This window comes from Pacificoceanicola algae, from assembly GCF_049341065.1.
Classification (GTDB): domain Bacteria; phylum Pseudomonadota; class Alphaproteobacteria; order Rhodobacterales; family Rhodobacteraceae; genus Pacificoceanicola.
Genome location: NZ_JBMPIX010000009.1, coordinates 19155 through 36864 on the forward strand (window position 1 = coordinate 19155; position 17710 = coordinate 36864).

Consider the following 17710-nt stretch of genomic DNA (forward strand, 5'->3'; position numbering starts at 1 on the left):
TCCCAACCACACTTGTCCAGGAGACTGAAATGAAAAACCGTTTCAACATCGAAGACGCGGCCCTGAAAGCGTGCTGCGAATTGTCATACCTTCGGGATCTTGTTTCCGAGGCGCGCGGACGCATGACCGTTTCGCTGGGTTCCAGCTTCGATCGGATGCTGAAAGAGGCCCATTCGTCAGGCTTCTTCGAAAAACCCGTTCTGGAACATGCTCAAGAGCTGCGCCAACGGGTTCTGCGCGACCTCCCCAGCCTGGGCGGCGCGCCGATCCCCGCACGCAGCGATGAAGGCGATCTCATCTGGCTGGGCGGCACGGATGAAAGCCGCGAAATGTCGGAGATCGAGCGCAGCCTTGGGCGCTTCATCACGAATGCGAACTGGGTGAACTGGGCACTGGAAACAGAAGCCGCGCTTGATCGCCGTAGGGCGCAACTGGCGACCGGCTGAAGCACGTTTCTTCTGGCGATGAGGCTGCGAGTTGGCAGCCGCCGCAGAAATTCGTGAAACCTTTTTTGGGGGCTGCCGGTGGCGGCCCCTTTTTCTTGCCAACCACTTGCTCGGGTGCGTCGGAATTTATCACGCCATTTTTTACTGATGGCAGAATTTCGCCACTTCGCGCCCAGTATCGCCAAGGTCAGCCCGGACAGAAAACACCTACGGCATTGACTGGATTTTTTTGGGCACTGCGTCGGCGTCGATCATCCATTGATTCACGCTCGGCCAACATCCGAGCAGGAATTTTGCCCATGTCTGCACATGCACCGACATCCCTCACCCAGACATCTCCGCATCCTTTCACAACTTCGATATAGGTCGGGCAATTTCCCGTAAATCTGCCGAGTTCGAAAAGGAAAATGGGCTGCCCCCAGCAGGGAGCAGCCCGTTCACATGTCTTCTTTCCTTGGGCGCCAACGGGGAGCCCTGCGCCTTGAGCGATGATGGCCACGTTCGTGCGCCATCAACACCCAAAATCACGCTCGAAAAATCCGCCACATTTTCAGGCCCTTACAACCTTTGGCCAATTTAGCGCCAACTTTTGGCCGGCGATTTCCCGGATTTTGGCCTAACTACGCCAGTGCAGACATCTGGCTATTAGAACAGCCCACTCAACCGCATTTGCTATGGCCGCATGAGGCGCAAGTCATGCAGCCTTCGACCATGCGTAGGTCGTATTGGCCGCAGGACGGGCAAGCTTTGCCACGCGGGGCGTCGATATTCACGACCCGGGCGGTCGGGTCGGATTTCAGGCCCATTCCCTCACCCTCCAGAAAGCCTGTCGCGATCATGTGTTTCTCGATCACACCACCGATCGCCGCGAGGATCGAGGGGATGTATTTGCCCTGCACCCAAGCCCCACCGCGCGGGTCGAACACGGCCTTGAGCTCTTCGACCACAAAGGAAACATCCCCGCCGCGCCGGAACACTGCCGAGATCATCCGCGTCAGCGCCACAGTCCAGGCAAAGTGCTCCATGTTCTTGGAGTTTATGAAGACCTCGAAGGGGCGCCGGTGCCCGCCAACGACAATATCGTTGATGGTCAGGTAGATCGCGTGCTCGCTGTCAGGCCAGCGCAGTTTGTAGGTCGCGCCTTCAAGCTCCTGCGGGCGGTCCAGCGGTTCAGACATGTAGATGACGTCGCCGCCTGCGGCCTCGACGGCCAGTTCGGGCGTTTCGGCCGGGGTCTTTTCATCCTTTTCAGACACACTCAGGACGGATCCCGTCACATCGTTTGGACGGTAGGTAGTGCAGCCTTTGCACCCGGTTTCAAAAGCCTCCATGTAGACGTCTTTGAAGTCCTCAAAGGAGATATCTTCGGGGCAGTTGATCGTCTTGGAGATCGACGAATCCACCCATTTCTGCGCCGCCGCCTGCATCCTCACATGATCCAAGGGCGCCAGTGTCTGGGCATTCACGAAATACTCGGGCAGTTCGGCCTCTTCGCCGTAAATGTCTCGATACATCTGCACGGCGTAGTCCACGACTTCCTCTTCGGTGCGGGTGCCGTCCTTCTGCAGGACTTTGCGGGTGTAGGCATAGGCAAAGACGGGCTCGATCCCCGAGGAGACGTTCCCGGCATAAAGGGAGATCGTCCCGGTGGGCGCGATCGAGGTGACCAGAGCGTTACGGATGCCATGCTTGCGCACGGCCTCGCGCACGTCCTCGTCCATCTGCATCATGTTGCCCGAGGCAAGGTATTTGTCCGCGTCGAACAGCGGGAAGGCGCCCTTTTCCTTGGCCAGATCGACCGAGGCCAGATAGGCCGCCCGCGCGATCCGTTTAAGCCATTTCTCGGTCTGCTCCGCCGCCTCGGGCGAGCCATAGCGCAGCCCCTTCATTAACAGGGCATCGGCAAGACCGGTGACGCCAAGACCAATGCGCCGCTTGTTCTGAGCTTCAACGCGCTGCGCCTCAAGCGGGAAGCGCGAGGCATCGACCACGTTGTCCATCATGCGCACGGCATTGGCGACCAGCTCATCAAGGTGGCCGTCGTCGATATGGGCCGCTTCGGTAAATGGCATCGAGACCAACCGCGCCATGTTGATCGACCCAAGCAGGCAGGCGCCATAGGGCGGCAGGGGTTGTTCACCGCAGGGGTTGGTGGCGGCAATCGTTTCGATATAATTCAGGTTGTTGGCCTGATTGATCCGGTCGATGAAGATCACGCCAGGCTCGGCGTAATCATAGGTCGCCTTCATGATCTTGTTCCACAGATCGCGCGCCTGAAGCGTGTGATAGACTACACCGTCGAATTGCAGCTGCCATGGACCGTCGGCCTTGACCGCTTCCATAAAGTCGTCGGTGACCAGAACCGACAGGTTGAACATGCGCAGACGGGCGCTGTCGGCCTTGGCGCTGATGAAGCCTTCGATGTCCGGATGATCGCAGCGCATGGTGGCCATCATCGCGCCACGGCGGCTGCCCGCGCTCATGATGGTGCGGCACATGGCATCCCAGACGTCCATGAAGGACAGCGGGCCACTGGCGTCAGCCGCCACGCCCTGCACCGGCGCGCCCTTGGGGCGGATGGTGCTGAAGTCATAACCGATGCCGCCGCCCTGCTGCATGGTCAGCGCGGCCTCTTTCAGCATATCAAAGATACCGCCCATGGTGTCGGGGATCGTGCCCATCACAAAGCAGTTGAACAGGGTCACGCTGCGGTCCGTGCCCGCCCCTGCGGTGATGCGGCCTGCGGGCAGGTATTTGAAGTTTTCGAGCGCGCCGTAAAACCGGTCTTCCCAGCTCGCCCTGTCGGTTTCGACCGCTGCAAGGGCGCGGGCGATCCGGCGCCAACTGTCCTCAACGCTCTTGTCGATCGGAGTTCCATCGGCCTCTTTGAGGCGATACTTCATATCCCAGATCTGTTCGGCGATGGGGGCGGCAAAGCGGGTCATGGCAAGTGATTCCCTTCGATTCGGGGGGCGGTTCAGAATATAGGACCGGGTTTGACACCTCAACAGCTTGAAGGCGAGACCCAAAGGTATACCATATCCTGCGCAACTTGGGGAAGATTCTGTGGATAACTGCACCCACCTGATAAAACTGAGCGTCGGCACCGAAAGCGTCGAGGGGCTGGAAGACTGGCAACAGACCTACAAGCAACGCTTTGCTGACGGTCTGCCGCGCCACGTGACGCGGATGTGGCCGAAACGCGAAAAGGAAATCCTGAACGGCGGCTCGATCTTTTGGGTCATCAAGGGCCTGATCCAGTGCCGTCAGAAAATCCTGCGGCTGGACCGGGTCACCGGGGATGATGGCATCGACCGTTGCGCGATTGTGCTGGACCCCAAGGTGATCCGCACCTCGACCGCGCCCAAGCGGCCCTTTCAGGGATGGCGCTATCTCTCCCCCGCCGACGCACTGGTGGACCTGACCGCATCCCGCCAAAGCGAAGACAGCTTGCCTCCGGAACTGGCCGGGGCCCTGGCCGAAATCGGCGTGCTTTGAACCCCGGACAGGCGGCGCTTTCCCCTACCCTTTGCGCAACCAGTACCAGGCATAGGCGGGCACTTCGCGCAGGTATTGCCGCAGAACCCGCCGCCGCTTGGTGCCGCGCAACTCCGGGCAATCGCAGTGTACGCTTAGCCCCAGTCGCCGTGCCACCAGCCGCGCCCGGGCTGCATGATAACGGTCGGTCACGATGACCACCTCTTTGGCCCGCAACCGCTGTAAGATCGGCAGGACAAAGCGCAGGTTCTCTTCGGTGGTGGTTGAAGCATCCTCAAGCTTAATCGCCGCCTCGTGCACTCCGGCGCCAAGGCACAGGGCCTTGATCACCGCCGCCTCGCTGGGCGGGAAACGCCCGACACCGCCACAGGCCACGATGGCCCGCACCTCACCGGCCAGCCACAAGCCAGCCGCGTGCAGCGCCCGTCGCCGTAGCGTTGGCGAAGGGCGTCCGCCCTCCCAGACCGCGGCGCCCAGAACCACGGCGACCGGGCGCTGATCTGCCTCGTCTTTCATATGTGCATCAAAGCACACCCGCCCCGCACATCCCAGCCTCTGGTAATCCCGCCCGATGCCTTTAACTTGTGGCCAAAGGAAAAGAGGACGCGCTAAATGACTCAGGAATATACGCCCCCCAAGGTCTGGACATGGGAAAAGGAGAACGGCGGCCAATGGGCCTCGCTCAACCGTCCGATCGCCGGAGCCACCCATGACAAGGACTTGCCCGTCGGCAAACACCCCTACCAGCTGTATTCTCTGGCCACACCGAACGGTCAGAAGGTCACGATCCTGCTGGAAGAGCTGCTGGCCAAAGGATTTGACGCCGAATACGACGCATGGCTGATCAAGATCGGCGATGGCGATCAGTTCGGCTCGGGCTTTGTCGAGGCGAACCCCAATTCCAAGATCCCCGCATTGATCGACCGCTCGGGTGACAGCCCGGTGCGCGTGTTTGAATCCGGGGCGATCCTGCTGCATCTGGCGGAAAAGTTTGACGCCTTCCTCAGCAAGGACAAGCGCCCGGAAATGCTGTCGTGGTTGATGTGGCAGATGGGCAGCGCGCCTTATTTGGGTGGCGGCTTTGGCCATTTCTACGCTTATGCACCCTACCCGATGGAATATCCGATTGACCGCTTCGCGATGGAGGTCAAACGCCAGATGGACGTGCTGGACCGCCACCTGGCCGACAACCGCTATATGGTGGGCGACGAGTACACGATTGCCGATATCGCGATCTGGCCTTGGTACGGGCGTACCGTGCATGGCGAATCCTACAACGCGGGCGAGTTTCTGGACGTCAAAAGCTACAAGAACCTTCTGCGTTGGGCCGATGAGATCGCAGAACGCCCCGCCGTCAAACGTGGGCGGATCGTCAACAAGACGTCTGGCGCGCCGGACCAGCAACTGCACGAACGCCACGACGCCTCGGATTTCGAAACCAAGACGCAGGACAAGATTAGCGAAAACGCCTAATCACCAAAGCGCGGGCGGTCACGATTAAATCTGGCTTGGCCGCCCGCATTCATGACCTGCGGCGCGAGGACCTAGCCACCCTGACCCGCAGCGCTATCTGGCGGGTATGAGCACCGAAAAACGCCCCCTCGCCGTCCCCTCATCACGTTTGTCACGGGCGGCCCGCATGGGCGGCCTGACCGCGCAGATGCTGGCGGCGATGGCGGGCGGCGCCACACGCGATCTGGCCAGCGGGCGGCGGCCCAACCCGCGTGATCTGTTGCTGACGCCTGCCAATGCGCGGCGCCTGACCGCCGAGTTGTCGCGGATGCGCGGGGCCGCGATGAAGATGGGGCAGCTTTTGTCGATGGAAAGCGGAGATTTTCTGCCGCCAGAGCTGGCACAGATCCTGTCCGGCCTGCGCGCCGATGCCCATCACATGCCCCCCAGCCAGCTCAAACAGGTGCTGATCGCGCAATACGGCAAGGATTTTCTCAAACGCTTCAAACGGTTCGACGTGCACCCCATCGCGTCGGCCTCGATCGGGCAGGTGCACCGCGCGACAACGCTGGACGGGGGCGAGATTGCGCTGAAAATCCAATACCCAGGCATTCGCGCCGCGATTGATGCCGACATTGCCAACCTCGGATCGTTGATCCGTCTGTCCGGCCTTGTACCCAAAGAGATCGACCTGAAACCCCTGCTGGAAGAAGCCCGTCAGCAATTGCACGAAGAGGCAGATTATGCCCGCGAGGCGGCGCAACTGACCGAATTTGCGCAGCGCCTTGAGGGTCATGCGGATTTCGCGGTTCCCAAGCCCCACGCGGATTATTCCACCGGCGACATCCTCGCGATGGATTTCATGCCCGGGCGTCCAATCGAAACGCTGGCCAACTCCGATCAGACGATCACCGACACGGCCCTCACCGCCTTGTTTCAACTGTTCCTGACCGAGCTGTTTGACTGGAGACACGTTCAGACCGACCCGAACTTTGCCAACTACCTTTTTGACCCTGACACGGGCAGGATCGTGCTGTTGGACTTTGGCGCCGCGCGGAAGTTTTCCAAAGACACAAGCGACCAATTCCAAGCCCTTCTTCGGCCCGGCGATCCGTCGGCGGCGCTGACGGATCTGGGCTATCTGCGCCCTCAGACCCCTGTGGGCCAAAAAGAAACCGTGCTGGAGATTGCCGCGCTGCTTCAGCCCGCCCTGTCCGCCGAGATCTTCGATTTTGGCGACACGCGGTTGTTGGAACAGCTCCGGCGCATCGGGCAGCATCTGGGCATCGATCAAGGCTATGCCGAGGTGCCCCGGATCGAAGCCCTGTTCATCCAGCGCAAACTGGCAGGGCTGGTCTTGCTTGCAACGCGACTGAGCGCACAGGTGCCCATGCGACGCTTGCTGGCCCCGTATCTGTAGGCTCAGACCGCCAGTTGTTCGCAAAGCCCGCGCAGGACCTCGCGCTCGGCATTGCTCAGGTCCGCCACGCGGCTGCGGAACAAGGTCGCCTGCGAGCGCAGGACTGGTTCTTCGGCCAGCACCTTCAGGTGGTTTGCGCGCAGCGTCTCCCCGGTCGAGGTGATGTCAGCCACGGCCTCGGCGGTCAGATTGCGCACGGTGCCTTCGGTCGCGCCCTGACTGTCGACCAATTGGTAATCGGCCACGCCGCCGTCATGCAGATAGCCACGCACCAGTCGGTGGTATTTCGTGGCGATCCGCATCCGGAACCCATGCCGCGCGCGAAATGCGCTGGCGGCGGCGTCCAGATCGTCCAGCGTGTCGACATCGACCCAACAGGCCGGAACCGCGATGATCAGGTCAGCATGGCCAAAGCCCAGTTCGGCCAACGGCTCGACCTTCTGATCCCATTGAACCAGCTTTTCCTGAATAAGATCTGTGCCCGTCACGCCCAGATGGATGCGGCCAGCCGCCAGTTCGCGCGGGATCTCACCCGCGCTCAGCAGCACCAGTTCCACGCCGTCAACGCCGGTGACTTCGCCTGAATACTCGCGGTCAGACCCTGTCCGCGCCAGTCCGACGCCGCGGGCACCGAACCAGTCAAAGGTCTTTTCCATCAACCGCCCCTTCGAGGGCACGCCCAGCTTGATGCTCATTGTGCCGCCTCCAGTTCCACCAGAAGGCCGGGGCGCAACACGCCGCCCACCGCCGGGATTTCCCGCCCGCGGCCCAATTGCCGGGTCAGGGCGTCATAGCGCCCGCCCGAAGACACCGCAGGCCAGTCAGGGCGTCGGGTTTCGAGGAAACCAAAGACAAACCCGTCGTAGTATTCCATGGAACTGCGGCCATAACCCGCATCGAAGGCCAGATTAGAGACATCGACCTGACGCTTGTCCAGCGCCTCGCAGCGGCGGCCAAACCGTTCGACCGCGCCAGAAATCGCGGGCAGGTCCACTGCCATGTCCCGCAAATGCTCCAGTGCGTGCGGGCAGGTTTCCGAAACCTGCAGCAATGCCTCGATCAACGCGACCTGTTCCTCGCTCAGATAGGGCTCGGCGGCGTCAGCCTGCAGCGCAGCGATCCGGTCTTGAATTTCCCGCTCAGAGCGCAGACCGATCATCGGTCCGGCCTCGGCCATGGGATCATCACAGGACAAAAGCGCGGCACGGCTGGGGGGCACTTCACTTCGGCCGGAAAACCGATCCAGCAAAGCGCGGAACCGGCGCGGGCGCCAGATATGCCGCATCAAAGCCGTGCGCCGCGCTTCGGAGGTTTGCAGTCCGGAAACCGCCGCCGTCAAAATACCCAAATCGCCCGTGACCGCGCGCAGCCCGTAAGGCGCCAGCACCCTCGAAAACAGCGCAAAAACTTCAGCGTCAGCCGCGTCCGGATCGTCGCGATCAAAAACCTCGTACCCGACCTGAAAATATTCGGAGGCGCGTTGCGGGTGCTCTTCCTGCCGTCGGAACACTTCGCCGGCATAGGTGTAGCGGGCAGGTTCAGCGCCATCGGCCATGTGCATCTGAACCACCGGCACGGTAAAATCCGGGCGCAGCATGACTTCGCCGTGCACCGGATCGGACGAGACATAGGCCCGCGTGCGGATATCTTCGCCATAGAGGTCCAGCAGGGTTTCGGCCGGTTGCAGAATAGCGCAGTCCACGGGCTGCGCACCCGCATCCCGAAACTGCCCCTGCAAGGCAGCGGCCTTGGCTTTCACGTCAGAAAGGCTCATTCGTGCAGGTCCAGAATTTCGCGCACCTTGGCCACCAGATCGCCGCGCGGCACTTCGTATTGGCTTGGGCGTTCTTTCCACTCCTCAAGGCTGGCGTTCTCGGCCAGTTTGGCGCCAAGGATCAGGTCCTTGATCTGCACCACGCCCTTTTCAAGTTCGTCGCCGCCTTCGATTACCGCCACCGGGCTTTCACGCTTGTCCGCATACTTCAACTGATTGCCAAAGTTCTTGGGGTTGCCCAGATACACCTCGGCGCGGATCCCGGCGTTGCGCAATTCCGCAACCATGGCCTGATAATCGGCCATGCGGGCCTTATCCATGACGGTCACGACAACCGGGCCTTGGATTTTGCCGCCTATGCGCCCCTTTTCACGAAGCGCCGCAAGCAAGCGGTCGACGCCGATGCTGACACCCGTGGCAGGGACTTCCTGCCCGGTGAAGCGTTTGACCAGATCGTCATAGCGTCCGCCGCCCGCAACGCTTCCGAATTGCCGCTTGCGGCCCTTTTCGTCAAAGATTTCAAAGGTTAGTTCCGCTTCGAACACCGGCCCGGTGTAATAGCCAAGGCCGCGCACCACCGAAGGGTCAATCATGATGCGCTGAGCGCCGTAGCCCTGTGCATCCAGCAACTCGGCGATTTGCTCAAGCTCGGCCACGCCTGCGAGGCCCACCGTTGATCCGCCGATTGCGTCACGTAGATTGGCCAAGGTTTCAGACGCTTCCAACCGACCCGATGTCAAAAAGGCCAGAACCGGCTCGGCCTGATCCGCGCTCAGCCCGACGCCATCGATATAAGCGCCCGAGGCATCCAGCCGCCCCTTACCCAGCAGTTCGCGCACACCCGCTTCGCCAACCTTGTCGAACTTGTCGATGGTGCGCAGGACCGCGTCGCGCTGGTCGTCGTCGGACAGGCCCATCGCCTCAAGCACGCCGTTCAGAACCTTGCGGTTGTTGACCCGGATCAGGTAATCGCCGCGCGGAATGCCGACCTTTTCAAGCGTATCAGACAGCATGGCGCAAATCTCGGCATCCGCCGCAACGCTTGCCGCGCCGACCGTGTCCGCATCACATTGGTAAAACTGACGATAGCGCCCCGGACCCGGCTTTTCATTGCGCCAGACCGGTCCCATGGCATAGCGCCGATAGGGCAAGGGCAGATCGTTGCGGTGCTGCGCGTAGACCCGTGCCAAGGGCGCTGTCAGATCATAGCGCAGGGCCATCCATGCGTCGTCTTCATCCTGCCACGCAAAGACGCCTTCGTTCGGGCGATCCACGTCGGGCAGGAACTTGCCCAATGCCTCGACCGTCTCGACCGCGCTGCTTTCGAGCGCGTCAAAGCCGTATTGATGATAAACCTCCGCGATGGTGCGCAGCATCTCGGTGCGCTCGAGCACTTCGGTGCCAAAGTAATCGCGAAACCCCTTGGGCGTCTGCGCCTTGGGGCGGGGGGCTTTCTTCTGCTTGGCCATGGGTCTTGTCCAACTGGGAAATCCGTCGCGCCCCCTCTACCCATTTGAGGGGGTGGGGGCAAGCAAGCACACTCTTGCTGCCGCGTCTCTTTGCAAATACTCCAATCCTATAACACCGGGTAGGAGAGGCGACATGACCGAAAGCATCGAACACCTTGAAGAACGCGTCGCCCACCTGCAAAGGGCGGTCGACGATTTGTCCGATGTGATCGCCCGTCAGGATCAGGAATTGAGCAAGCTCAAGACCCAGGTCGAGGTCTTGGTGCGCCGCGAAGCTTCTAGGGAACAGGATGGCACGGGCGGGGCCTATTTCGCTGACGAACGCCCGCCACATTATTAAGCCCTATTGGCCGCCTTCGCCCATTTTCAGCCTTTGGTGTCGATGGCCAGAACCTCGCCGTCATGGACCAAAAGCGTGGTCCAGCGGGCGTTGTCCTCAAAGCGTTCGTAGATGCTGACAAAGGCGGTATTGCGGGCCAACCGGTTCGACCGTCCGCCGCAGGGCTTGCCCTTGCCGACACGGCAGACGCGCGATTTCAGCGATTCATAGGCCCGATCTGTCTCGGATCGCGTCAGCGTCGCGCCAGGCATGCCATAGTGGATCTGATCATAGGTCTCGACCGAAGCAAACATCACCAGCGCCGCCGTAAATTGCCGCGCGCAGCCATCATCGAAGCCCGTCATATAGAAATTGCGCGGCGCGGTGCTGCCGGGTGCGCTGTCATACAGCGTGAAGGGACCGCTCCGACCCGGGAAACTTTCAGCCTTTTTGCCAAGACTCGCGGCGGACACGCCGCAAAGCCGCGCAACCTTGCCATGCGGCAGCGTCACGCCCGGTCCGACCTTTTCATAATCTGGCGCGCCTGGCTTGGGACCATTGGCCGCGCTGCTGCCGCCATCCGTTGCCCCGCCACCTAGAAGACCACCGAAAAGGCCCTTCTTGCGCGGCTCAGCTTCGGGTTGGGGGGCCAAGGCGGCAAGCTGCACCTCTTCAGTCGCGGATTGTTCGGGCGCGGTTTGATCGTCCGAAGCGGCGGATTCGGCCAGCGCGTCACCCTCGACTGCAGCGTCCCCTTCCGCCTTGCCGCTATCGGCCTTTTTGCGCAAGAACCCCAGAAGCCCGCCGCGCGGCTTGTCCTGATCCGAGGCAATCGCCACAGGTTCCGCTTCGCTCAGGTTGTCTTCGGTTGGGTCGGAAAGCGCCGCAGCCTGACCGGCATCTTCTGCCATCTCGACGTCTGCCAGCCGGGGCAGCTTGGCCATAGGATCGCCGCAGGCGCCAAGGGCCAGCATGGTCACGCTCAGAATGACGAGGCGCATGAATTTCCCCCAAGAGACGCGCGGTTTTGAAGGCCCTTCTAACGCGACACGCGCCCCAAGGTCCACATATACGGACGGATTGCGCGGATTACCGCAAGGGAATCGCTTTAGAAATCCTCAACCGCGAGCACCCCATCGAGGGATTTGATGGCGCCCTTTATCTCGGGCGTGACCGGGAAAACCTGCTTGAGGTCCATCTCGACCTCGCCCGGCAAACCGGCGTCGTTCAGGCACAACAGCACCGGGCCGCGCGCCGCTTTTGGCATCTGTTCGGCCGCCCGCCCAAGAACCGAGGCGATATGCGGCATGCAAATCGCGTCCTCGACAAAGATCCGCAGCCCCATGACCCCGCCGCCAGCGGCCACGGCATCCACCGGCGCCACGCCCCGCGCCAACAATTTGAGTTGATCGCTTTCCATCGTCGCCTCGACGGTGACGACCACCTTGGATCCGGTCTCAAGATATTCACGCGATTTTTCCAGCGTCTCGGAAAACAACGTCACCTCGTAGGCGCCGGTCGGATCAGAGAGCTGCGCAAAGGCAAATCGGTTACCACGCGCTGATTTTCGTTCCTGCCGCCCGGCCACGACGCCCGCCAGCTTGGCCACCAAGGCGCCGCGCTCGGCGCGGGCTGTGATCTCGTCCAACGTTACGACGTCCTGCCGTTTCAGCGCCGCCATGTAATCGTCGAGCGGGTGGCCGGACAGGTAGAAGCCGACGGCCTTGAACTCTTCGGCCAGACGTTCTGCGGGCAACCAGTCAGACACCGGGGACATGCGGGGCTCGGGCAGATCATCGCCCGCTTCGCCAAACAGCGATACCTGCGCGCTGGCCTTTTGTTCGTGTACCGCAGCAGAATAGGCGACCAGCGCGTCGAGGCTGTCAAACACCCGGCGACGGTTCGAATCGAGCTGATCAAAGGCCCCTGCCCGCGCCAGCATCTCCATCGGGCGCTTGCCCACACGTTTCAGATCAACCCGCCGCGCCAGATCGAACAGCGTGGCAAAGGCACGGTCCCCCCGCCCCGCGACGATCAGGTTCATCGCATCGACGCCAACGTTTTTCAACGCGCCCAAGGCATAGACCAATTCGCCGTTCACCACGTCAAAGGTTGCCAAAGACCGGTTCACGCAGGGCGGCACCCAAGGCAGTTTCAGCCCCTTGCGGACCTCTTCGAAATAGATCGCCAGCTTGTCGGTCAGGTGGATATCGCAATTCATGACGCCAGCCATGAATTCCACCGGGTGGTTCGCTTTCAGCCATGCCGTCTGGTAGGACACCACCGCGTAGGCCGCTGCGTGCGATTTGTTGAAGCCGTAGTTGGCGAATTTTTCCAGAAGGTCGAAAACCTGGGTCGCCTTTTTCTTGTCGACGCCGTTGGCCATGGCTCCGGCTTCGAACTTGGGCCGTTCCTTGGCCATTTCCTCGGCGATCTTCTTACCCATCGCGCGGCGCAGCAGGTCGGCGCCGCCAAGGCTGTATCCGGCCATGACCTGCGCGATCTGCATCACCTGTTCCTGATAAACGATGATGCCCTGGGTTTCGGCAAGGATGTGGTCAATCGACGGATGGACCGAGGTGATCTCCTTGAGGCCATTCTTGACCTCACAATAGGTCGGGATGTTCTCCATCGGGCCGGGACGATACAACGCCACAAGCGCCACGATGTCCTCGATACAGGTGGGTTTCATGCGCTTGAGCGCATCCATCATCCCCGAGCTTTCCACCTGGAACACGGCAACGGTCTTGGCCGCCGCATACAGCTTATAGGTCGCCTCATCATCCAGCGGGATGAGGTTCATCTGGTTCTCGGCGCCCTCGGCAGGCTGATAAAGCTCGGTGCCATCGGCAGCGATATGGATCGGGCGGCCGGATTTCAGGATCAGGTTGACTGCGTTCTGAATGACGGTCAGCGTTTTCAGACCGAGAAAGTCAAATTTGACCAGCCCCGCCTGCTCCACCCATTTCATGTTGAATTGCGTCGCCGGCATGTCCGAGCGCGGATCGCGGTAGAGCGGAACCAACTGGTCCGTGGGACGGTCCGCGATCACCACTCCTGCCGCGTGCGTCCCTGCCGAGCGCAACAGCCCTTCGACCTGCTGGCCATAGGTCAACAGCCGGTCCACAACCTCTTCGTTGCGGGCCTCTTCGGCAAGGCGCGGCTCGTCCCGCAGGGCTTGCTCGATGCTGACGGGTTTGACCCCCTCGACCGGGATCATCTTGGACAGACGGTCAACCTGCCCGTAGGGCATTTGCAGAACGCGGCCCATGTCGCGCACCGCCGCCTTGGACAAAAGCGCGCCAAAGGTGATGATCTGCCCCACCTTGTCGTGGCCGTATTTCTCCTGGACATAGCGGATGACTTCTTCGCGCCGGTCCATGCAAAAGTCGATGTCGAAGTCGGGCATCGACACCCGTTCGGGGTTCAGGAACCGTTCGAACAGCAGCGAATAGCGCAACGGGTCAAGGTCGGTGATGGTCAGCGCATAGGCCACAAGACTGCCCGCGCCCGAGCCCCGCCCCGGCCCCACCGGAATATCATGGTCCTTGGCCCATTGGATGAAATCGGCCACGATCAGAAAGTAGCCGGGAAAGCCCATGCCCTCGATGATCCCAAGCTCAAAATCCAGCCGTTCCTGATATTCTTCGACCGTGACCGCATGCGGGATCACCGCCAGTCGCGCCTGCAACCCTTCGTTCGCCATGCGGCGCAGTTCGGCCACCTCGTCATCGGCGAATTTCGGCAGGATCGGATCGCGTTTGTAGGCCATGAAGGCGCAGCGCCGCGCGATCTCGACCGTGTTTTCCAAGGCCTCGGGCAGATCGGCAAAAAGGGTCGCCATTTCCTCGGGAGATTTCATGTAGTGCTGCGGGGTCAACCGGCGGCGCGGTTCCTGCTGGTCGACATAGGCGCCCTCGGCAATACAGATGAGCGCATCGTGCGCCTCGTACATTTCGGACTTGGGGAAATAGACATCATTCGTCGCTACCAGCGGCAGGCCCATGTCATAGGCCATTTCGACAAAGCCGCGTTCGGTCAGCTTTTCTGCTTCGGGCGCGCCGTCCTCTCCGGGGTGACGTTGGAGTTCCACGTAAAGGCGGTCGCCAAAGACACCCGCCAACCGCTCCATCAACGCCTGCGCCGCCGGGCGCTGCCCTGCCCGCAACAGCCGCCCCAGCGGCCCATCCGGACCGCCGGTCAGGCAGATGACATCCGCAGAATGCTGCGCCAGTTCCTCGATCGACACGAATGGCAACTCGCTGCCCTCGCGCAGATAGAGGCAGGAATTGAGCTTCATCAGGTGTTCATAACCCGTCTCGGTCTGCGCCAGCAGCACCACAGGCGCGGGCGGTTTCGGACGTTCGCCCTGCGCCGGTTCAAGATAGCGCAGATCGACCTGGCAGCCGATGATCGGCTGAATGCCCGCGCCGCTGGCCGAAACTGAAAACTCCAGTGCCGAGAACAGGTTGTTGGTGTCCGTCACGGCGACGGCGGGCATGCCCATCGCCTCGCACATTCCGGGAAGTTTCTTGAGACGAACCGCGCCTTCCAGCAAGGAATACTCGGTGTGCACACGCAGGTGAATGAATCGGGGATCAGCCATGGCGCTACGATATGTTGTGGCCGCGGTCAGGGAAACCCCTCTGTGCAGCAGAATAAACCCACTTGCATTACCCGACTGTTTTTATCAGAATACGGAAAAGCTCAAAACGAAAGGCTCTTCCACATGCGTATACTTCCCGCTCTCGTCCTGACACTCGCTCCGTTGGCGGCCCATGCCTCGGGCCCCGGCGAAAGCCACCCCTCCGGCCCAGCCTATCTTGAAGGTGGTACGCTCACTTACGAAGTATTCGAAGCCTCCGTGGCCCACGTCGACATCGAATCCTGCCCAGCCGAGTTCGACCCCGAAGCCGTGTTCTGCCGCATGACGCTGGTCAACGATGCCGCCCACGTCTTTGTCTTTTCCTTCGAGGGCGATCAGCCCCTGTTGGCCGTCAAATCCTACGAGTTGAACGATGGATTTTTGCCGTTCTAAGCGCCTCAGCTGCGCGACAAAGGCAACTCCCGCAACAGCATTGAGGCAAGGCAGGCCATAGTCGCCGCGCCCGCCGCGATCCAGAAAACCGGGTGCAGGGCCTCGCTGAAGCCCTGCATCACCAGTGTCTGGGTCTCTGGTGGCAGGGCGCGCACCATATCAGCGCCAAGCGAGCGCAGCCCGCCTTCGGCCGCGTCCGGCATGACCTGTGACACGTTCCGCGCAAGACCCGCACTGAATACCGCACCGAAACCTGCCGTTCCCAACGCGCCACCAATCAGCCGGAACATATTGGCACTGGCCGTGCCCACGCCCATCATCGATATTGGAACCGCGTTCTGGATCGCCGCAACGCCGACCGAAAAGACCGGCCCAAGACCCAGCCCCACGAGCACCATCACTCCGGCAATCAGCCACAGCGGGCTTTGCGCCGTGATCATCGCCATCGCCACCATCGCAACAGCCAAAAGCCCGGTCGACAGCGTCGGCATCAGTTTGTAGCGCCCGGTATTTGACATAATCTTGCCCGCGCCCATCGAGGCCGTCAGCAGCCCCCCCATCATTGGCACAAGGAACAGCCCCGAGTTGGTCGGCGAAACGCCCTTCACCACCTGAAGGAACAGCGGCAGAAAGGTGATCGTCCCAAACATCGCCATACCGACAAGAAAGCCGACAAAGTTGACCACGACAAAGGTGTTGTTGATGAAAAGGCTCATCGGCAGGATCGGCTCATCGGCGCGCAGCTCGGCCCAGACAAAGCCAGCCAGCGCCAGTGCCCCGGTCGCCAGCAGAGCCGCAGTCTGCTGCGCATCTGCCGCATTCGGCACCAGCACGATCGAAGCCAGCAACGTCGTCAAAAGCGCAGCACCGACGTAGTCGACCTTGCGTTTGGGCCGCTCGGCCCGGCGCGGCAGAGCGTAGCCCAGAACCACAAAGGCCAGCAGCCCCACCGGCAGGTTGACGAAAAAGATCCAGTGCCATCCGACGTTTTCAACGATGAAGCCGCCCAAAAGCGGCCCGATCACGGTGGAAATCCCAAAGGCGGCGCCCAAAAGCCCCTGCGCCATCCCCCTGTCGCGTGCCGGAAGCAGATCACCCACCGTCGCCATCGAGGTCACGATCAGCGCTCCGGCCCCAGCGCCCTGAATCGCGCGCCCCACAATGACAACCGTCATGGATTGCGCAACGCCGCAGACCACGGCTCCGATCATGAAGACGATGATGCCATTCTGCAAAACCGCCTTGCGGCCGTACATGTCGCCCAGCTTTCCCGCCATCGGCGCCGCGATCGTCGAGGCCAGCAAATAGGCCGTGATCACCCATGTCAGATGATCCATCCCCCCCAGATCGGCCACCATGATCGGCAGCGCCGTCGAAACGATGGTCTGCCCCAGAGAGGCAAACAGCAAGGTCGCGGCGATCGCGCCCAGAATGACCTTGATCATGGTTGGATCAGGTGGGTCGACGTAGGTCGAAGAAGCATCGGCAAGTGGCATCAGAAGCCCTCAAAAGCAGAAATCGCCCCGCCCGGCGCGTCTTGGACTGGCCAGATGGGGGCGATTGAATCATAACGTGTTTGAGGTTAAATATGTGCTGATGGCAAATACATGTCAACAGCATGTATTATTTGCACCACCGAAGGATCGATATGGGCGAACGCGACGAAATCCTGAAAGGCAGACTGGCAAGGGCCGGAATCGATGAAGATACCGGGCAGGCGGCGCTGGACGTTGATGCCGTTTTGCAGGTCTGGCGGCGCAAGGTTGTCAAACGCGAATTGGGGCACCGCGCGCTGCACGATCTTGGCCTACCGATCGATCTTGCGCAGTTGGATGTGCTCATGGCCGTCTGGGCGCCCGCCAATGAATTTGGCGATGACGCTGGCGCGGAAACCATGGTCTCGACCGTGGCGACCCGCCTGAATATTGACCCCTCGCGCGCCAGCCGCGTCACCTCGGAACTGATCAAGCAGGGCCACCTGCGCCGCGCCGTCAGTCAGGCCGACGCCCGCCGCGCCGTGTTGGAGTTGACCCCGTCCGGAATCCAGATGGTCGAGGCGGTGCGAACCTACAAATTCCTCGTGCTCGGATCCTACCTCAAGGATTGGACCAAAGAGGAAATAACCACGTTCCTGCCTTTGCTCGCCCGATTCAGCGCTTGGTCCGAACGTGCCGCCACGCCCAGCGGCCCAGTCTCTGACCAAGTCGCCAAGTTGCGAAATACGCTCACGGAATTGCACGCGGACAGCGGAAAATCGACGCCCAAATAACGGGCATCCAGCTCTCCTTGCCCAA

At 61.3% G+C, this 17710-nt stretch carries 15 protein-coding genes; 7 read left to right on the forward strand and 8 right to left on the reverse strand.

Annotation, left to right across the window (positions count from 1 at the left end; genetic code table 11):
* Positions 1-29: 29 nt before the first annotated feature.
* Positions 30-446 (forward strand): hypothetical protein, encoded by a 417-nt coding sequence (locus tag ACOYQJ_RS14305; RefSeq protein WP_422906710.1) that lies wholly within the window; start codon positions 30-32, stop codon positions 444-446.
* A 659-nt stretch (positions 447-1105) separates the two neighbouring features.
* Here the strand turns inward: ACOYQJ_RS14305 and ACOYQJ_RS14310 are convergent.
* A complete protein-coding gene (locus ACOYQJ_RS14310) occupies positions 1106-3391 on the reverse strand; it encodes an adenosylcobalamin-dependent ribonucleoside-diphosphate reductase (RefSeq protein WP_422906711.1) in 2286 nt (761 codons plus the stop codon).
* A gap of 121 nt (positions 3392-3512) precedes the next feature.
* Between ACOYQJ_RS14310 and ACOYQJ_RS14315 the strand changes: the two genes are divergently transcribed.
* Positions 3513-3944, forward strand: coding sequence for a DUF1489 family protein (locus ACOYQJ_RS14315; RefSeq protein WP_422906712.1), 432 nt, complete (start codon positions 3513-3515; stop codon positions 3942-3944).
* 24 nt (positions 3945-3968) lie between these two features.
* On the opposite strand, the gene ACOYQJ_RS14320 is transcribed toward ACOYQJ_RS14315, so the two are convergent.
* The gene (locus ACOYQJ_RS14320) at positions 3969-4460 is read right to left on the reverse strand and encodes a YdcF family protein (RefSeq protein WP_422906713.1); all 492 of its coding nucleotides are present in this window, start codon (positions 4458-4460) and stop codon (positions 3969-3971) included.
* Positions 4461-4556: 96 nt separating this feature from the next.
* On the opposite strand from ACOYQJ_RS14320, the gene yghU reads away from it, so the two are divergent.
* Together yghU and ACOYQJ_RS14330 are read left to right on the forward strand one after the other, a co-directional pair.
* The gene (yghU, locus tag ACOYQJ_RS14325) at positions 4557-5417 is read left to right on the forward strand and encodes a glutathione-dependent disulfide-bond oxidoreductase (protein ID WP_422906714.1); all 861 of its coding nucleotides are present in this window, start codon (positions 4557-4559) and stop codon (positions 5415-5417) included.
* 166 nt (positions 5418-5583) lie between these two features.
* Positions 5584-6816 carry an ABC1 kinase family protein gene (locus ACOYQJ_RS14330; protein WP_422906715.1) on the forward strand — a complete coding sequence of 411 codons (1233 nt, stop codon included), beginning with the start codon at positions 5584-5586 and terminating at the stop codon, positions 6814-6816.
* A gap of 2 nt (positions 6817-6818) precedes the next feature.
* On the opposite strand, the gene hisG is transcribed toward ACOYQJ_RS14330, so the two are convergent.
* Genes hisG through hisS form a run of 3 tightly spaced genes read right to left on the reverse strand, consistent with a single transcriptional unit; the run spans position 6819 to position 10059 of the window.
* Positions 6819-7511, reverse strand: a complete 693-nt coding sequence (hisG, locus tag ACOYQJ_RS14335; protein WP_422906716.1) for an ATP phosphoribosyltransferase — start codon at positions 7509-7511, stop codon at positions 6819-6821.
* A complete protein-coding gene (locus ACOYQJ_RS14340; protein ID WP_422906717.1) occupies positions 7508-8590 on the reverse strand; it encodes an ATP phosphoribosyltransferase regulatory subunit in 1083 nt (360 codons plus the stop codon). Before ACOYQJ_RS14340 ends, hisG begins: the two co-directional genes overlap by 4 nt.
* On the reverse strand, positions 8587-10059 hold the full coding sequence (hisS, locus tag ACOYQJ_RS14345) for a histidine--tRNA ligase (RefSeq protein ID WP_422906718.1): 1473 nt from the start codon (positions 10057-10059) through the stop codon (positions 8587-8589). Before hisS ends, ACOYQJ_RS14340 begins: the two co-directional genes overlap by 4 nt.
* Positions 10060-10204: 145 nt before the next feature.
* Here hisS and ACOYQJ_RS14350 point away from each other — a divergent pair, with 145 nt between their 5' ends.
* Positions 10205-10399 (forward strand): SlyX family protein, encoded by a 195-nt coding sequence (locus ACOYQJ_RS14350; RefSeq protein ID WP_422906879.1) that lies wholly within the window; start codon positions 10205-10207, stop codon positions 10397-10399.
* Positions 10400-10425: 26 nt separating this feature from the next.
* Here ACOYQJ_RS14350 and ACOYQJ_RS14355 read toward each other — a convergent pair whose 3' ends face one another.
* Together ACOYQJ_RS14355 and dnaE are read right to left on the reverse strand one after the other, a co-directional pair.
* Complete coding sequence (locus ACOYQJ_RS14355) at positions 10426-11379, reverse strand: NADH-quinone oxidoreductase subunit E (RefSeq protein ID WP_422906719.1); 954 nt, start codon at positions 11377-11379, stop codon at positions 10426-10428.
* Between the two features lie 107 nt (positions 11380-11486).
* Positions 11487-14984 (reverse strand): DNA polymerase III subunit alpha, encoded by a 3498-nt coding sequence (dnaE, locus tag ACOYQJ_RS14360; protein WP_422906720.1) that lies wholly within the window; start codon positions 14982-14984, stop codon positions 11487-11489.
* A 123-nt stretch (positions 14985-15107) separates the two neighbouring features.
* On the opposite strand from dnaE, the gene ACOYQJ_RS14365 reads away from it, so the two are divergent.
* Positions 15108-15416: a hypothetical protein gene (locus ACOYQJ_RS14365; RefSeq protein ID WP_422906721.1), complete on the forward strand. Its 309-nt coding sequence runs from the start codon at positions 15108-15110 to the stop codon at positions 15414-15416.
* A 5-nt stretch (positions 15417-15421) separates the two neighbouring features.
* Here the strand turns inward: ACOYQJ_RS14365 and ACOYQJ_RS14370 are convergent, their stop codons facing one another.
* Entirely contained in the window at positions 15422-16912 is a 1491-nt protein-coding gene (locus ACOYQJ_RS14370) for an MDR family MFS transporter (RefSeq protein ID WP_422906722.1), read from the reverse strand.
* Between the two features lie 152 nt (positions 16913-17064).
* On the opposite strand from ACOYQJ_RS14370, the gene ACOYQJ_RS14375 reads away from it, so the two are divergent.
* Positions 17065-17685, forward strand: a complete 621-nt coding sequence (locus ACOYQJ_RS14375) for a MarR family winged helix-turn-helix transcriptional regulator (RefSeq protein ID WP_422906723.1) — start codon at positions 17065-17067, stop codon at positions 17683-17685.
* The last annotated feature ends 25 nt before the right edge of the window (positions 17686-17710 follow it).

Coding starts and splice junctions, on each gene's coding strand:
- ACOYQJ_RS14305 (WP_422906710.1), top strand. CDS start 30: ATGAAAAACCGTTTCAACATCGAAGACGCGGCCCTGAAAGCGTGCTGC.
- ACOYQJ_RS14310 (WP_422906711.1), bottom strand. CDS start 3,391: ATGACCCGCTTTGCCGCCCCCATCGCCGAACAGATCTGGGATATGAAG.
- ACOYQJ_RS14320 (WP_422906713.1), bottom strand. CDS start 4,460: ATGAAAGACGAGGCAGATCAGCGCCCGGTCGCCGTGGTTCTGGGCGCC.
- yghU (WP_422906714.1), top strand. CDS start 4,557: ATGACTCAGGAATATACGCCCCCCAAGGTCTGGACATGGGAAAAGGAG.
- ACOYQJ_RS14330 (WP_422906715.1), top strand. CDS start 5,584: ATGGGCGGCCTGACCGCGCAGATGCTGGCGGCGATGGCGGGCGGCGCC.
- hisG (WP_422906716.1), bottom strand. CDS start 7,511: ATGAGCATCAAGCTGGGCGTGCCCTCGAAGGGGCGGTTGATGGAAAAG.
- ACOYQJ_RS14340 (WP_422906717.1), bottom strand. CDS start 8,590: ATGAGCCTTTCTGACGTGAAAGCCAAGGCCGCTGCCTTGCAGGGGCAG.
- hisS (WP_422906718.1), bottom strand. CDS start 10,059: ATGGCCAAGCAGAAGAAAGCCCCCCGCCCCAAGGCGCAGACGCCCAAG.
- ACOYQJ_RS14355 (WP_422906719.1), bottom strand. CDS start 11,379: ATGCGCCTCGTCATTCTGAGCGTGACCATGCTGGCCCTTGGCGCCTGC.
- dnaE (WP_422906720.1), bottom strand. CDS start 14,984: ATGGCTGATCCCCGATTCATTCACCTGCGTGTGCACACCGAGTATTCC.
- ACOYQJ_RS14365 (WP_422906721.1), top strand. CDS start 15,108: ATGCGTATACTTCCCGCTCTCGTCCTGACACTCGCTCCGTTGGCGGCC.
- ACOYQJ_RS14370 (WP_422906722.1), bottom strand. CDS start 16,912: ATGCCACTTGCCGATGCTTCTTCGACCTACGTCGACCCACCTGATCCA.
- ACOYQJ_RS14375 (WP_422906723.1), top strand. CDS start 17,065: ATGGGCGAACGCGACGAAATCCTGAAAGGCAGACTGGCAAGGGCCGGA.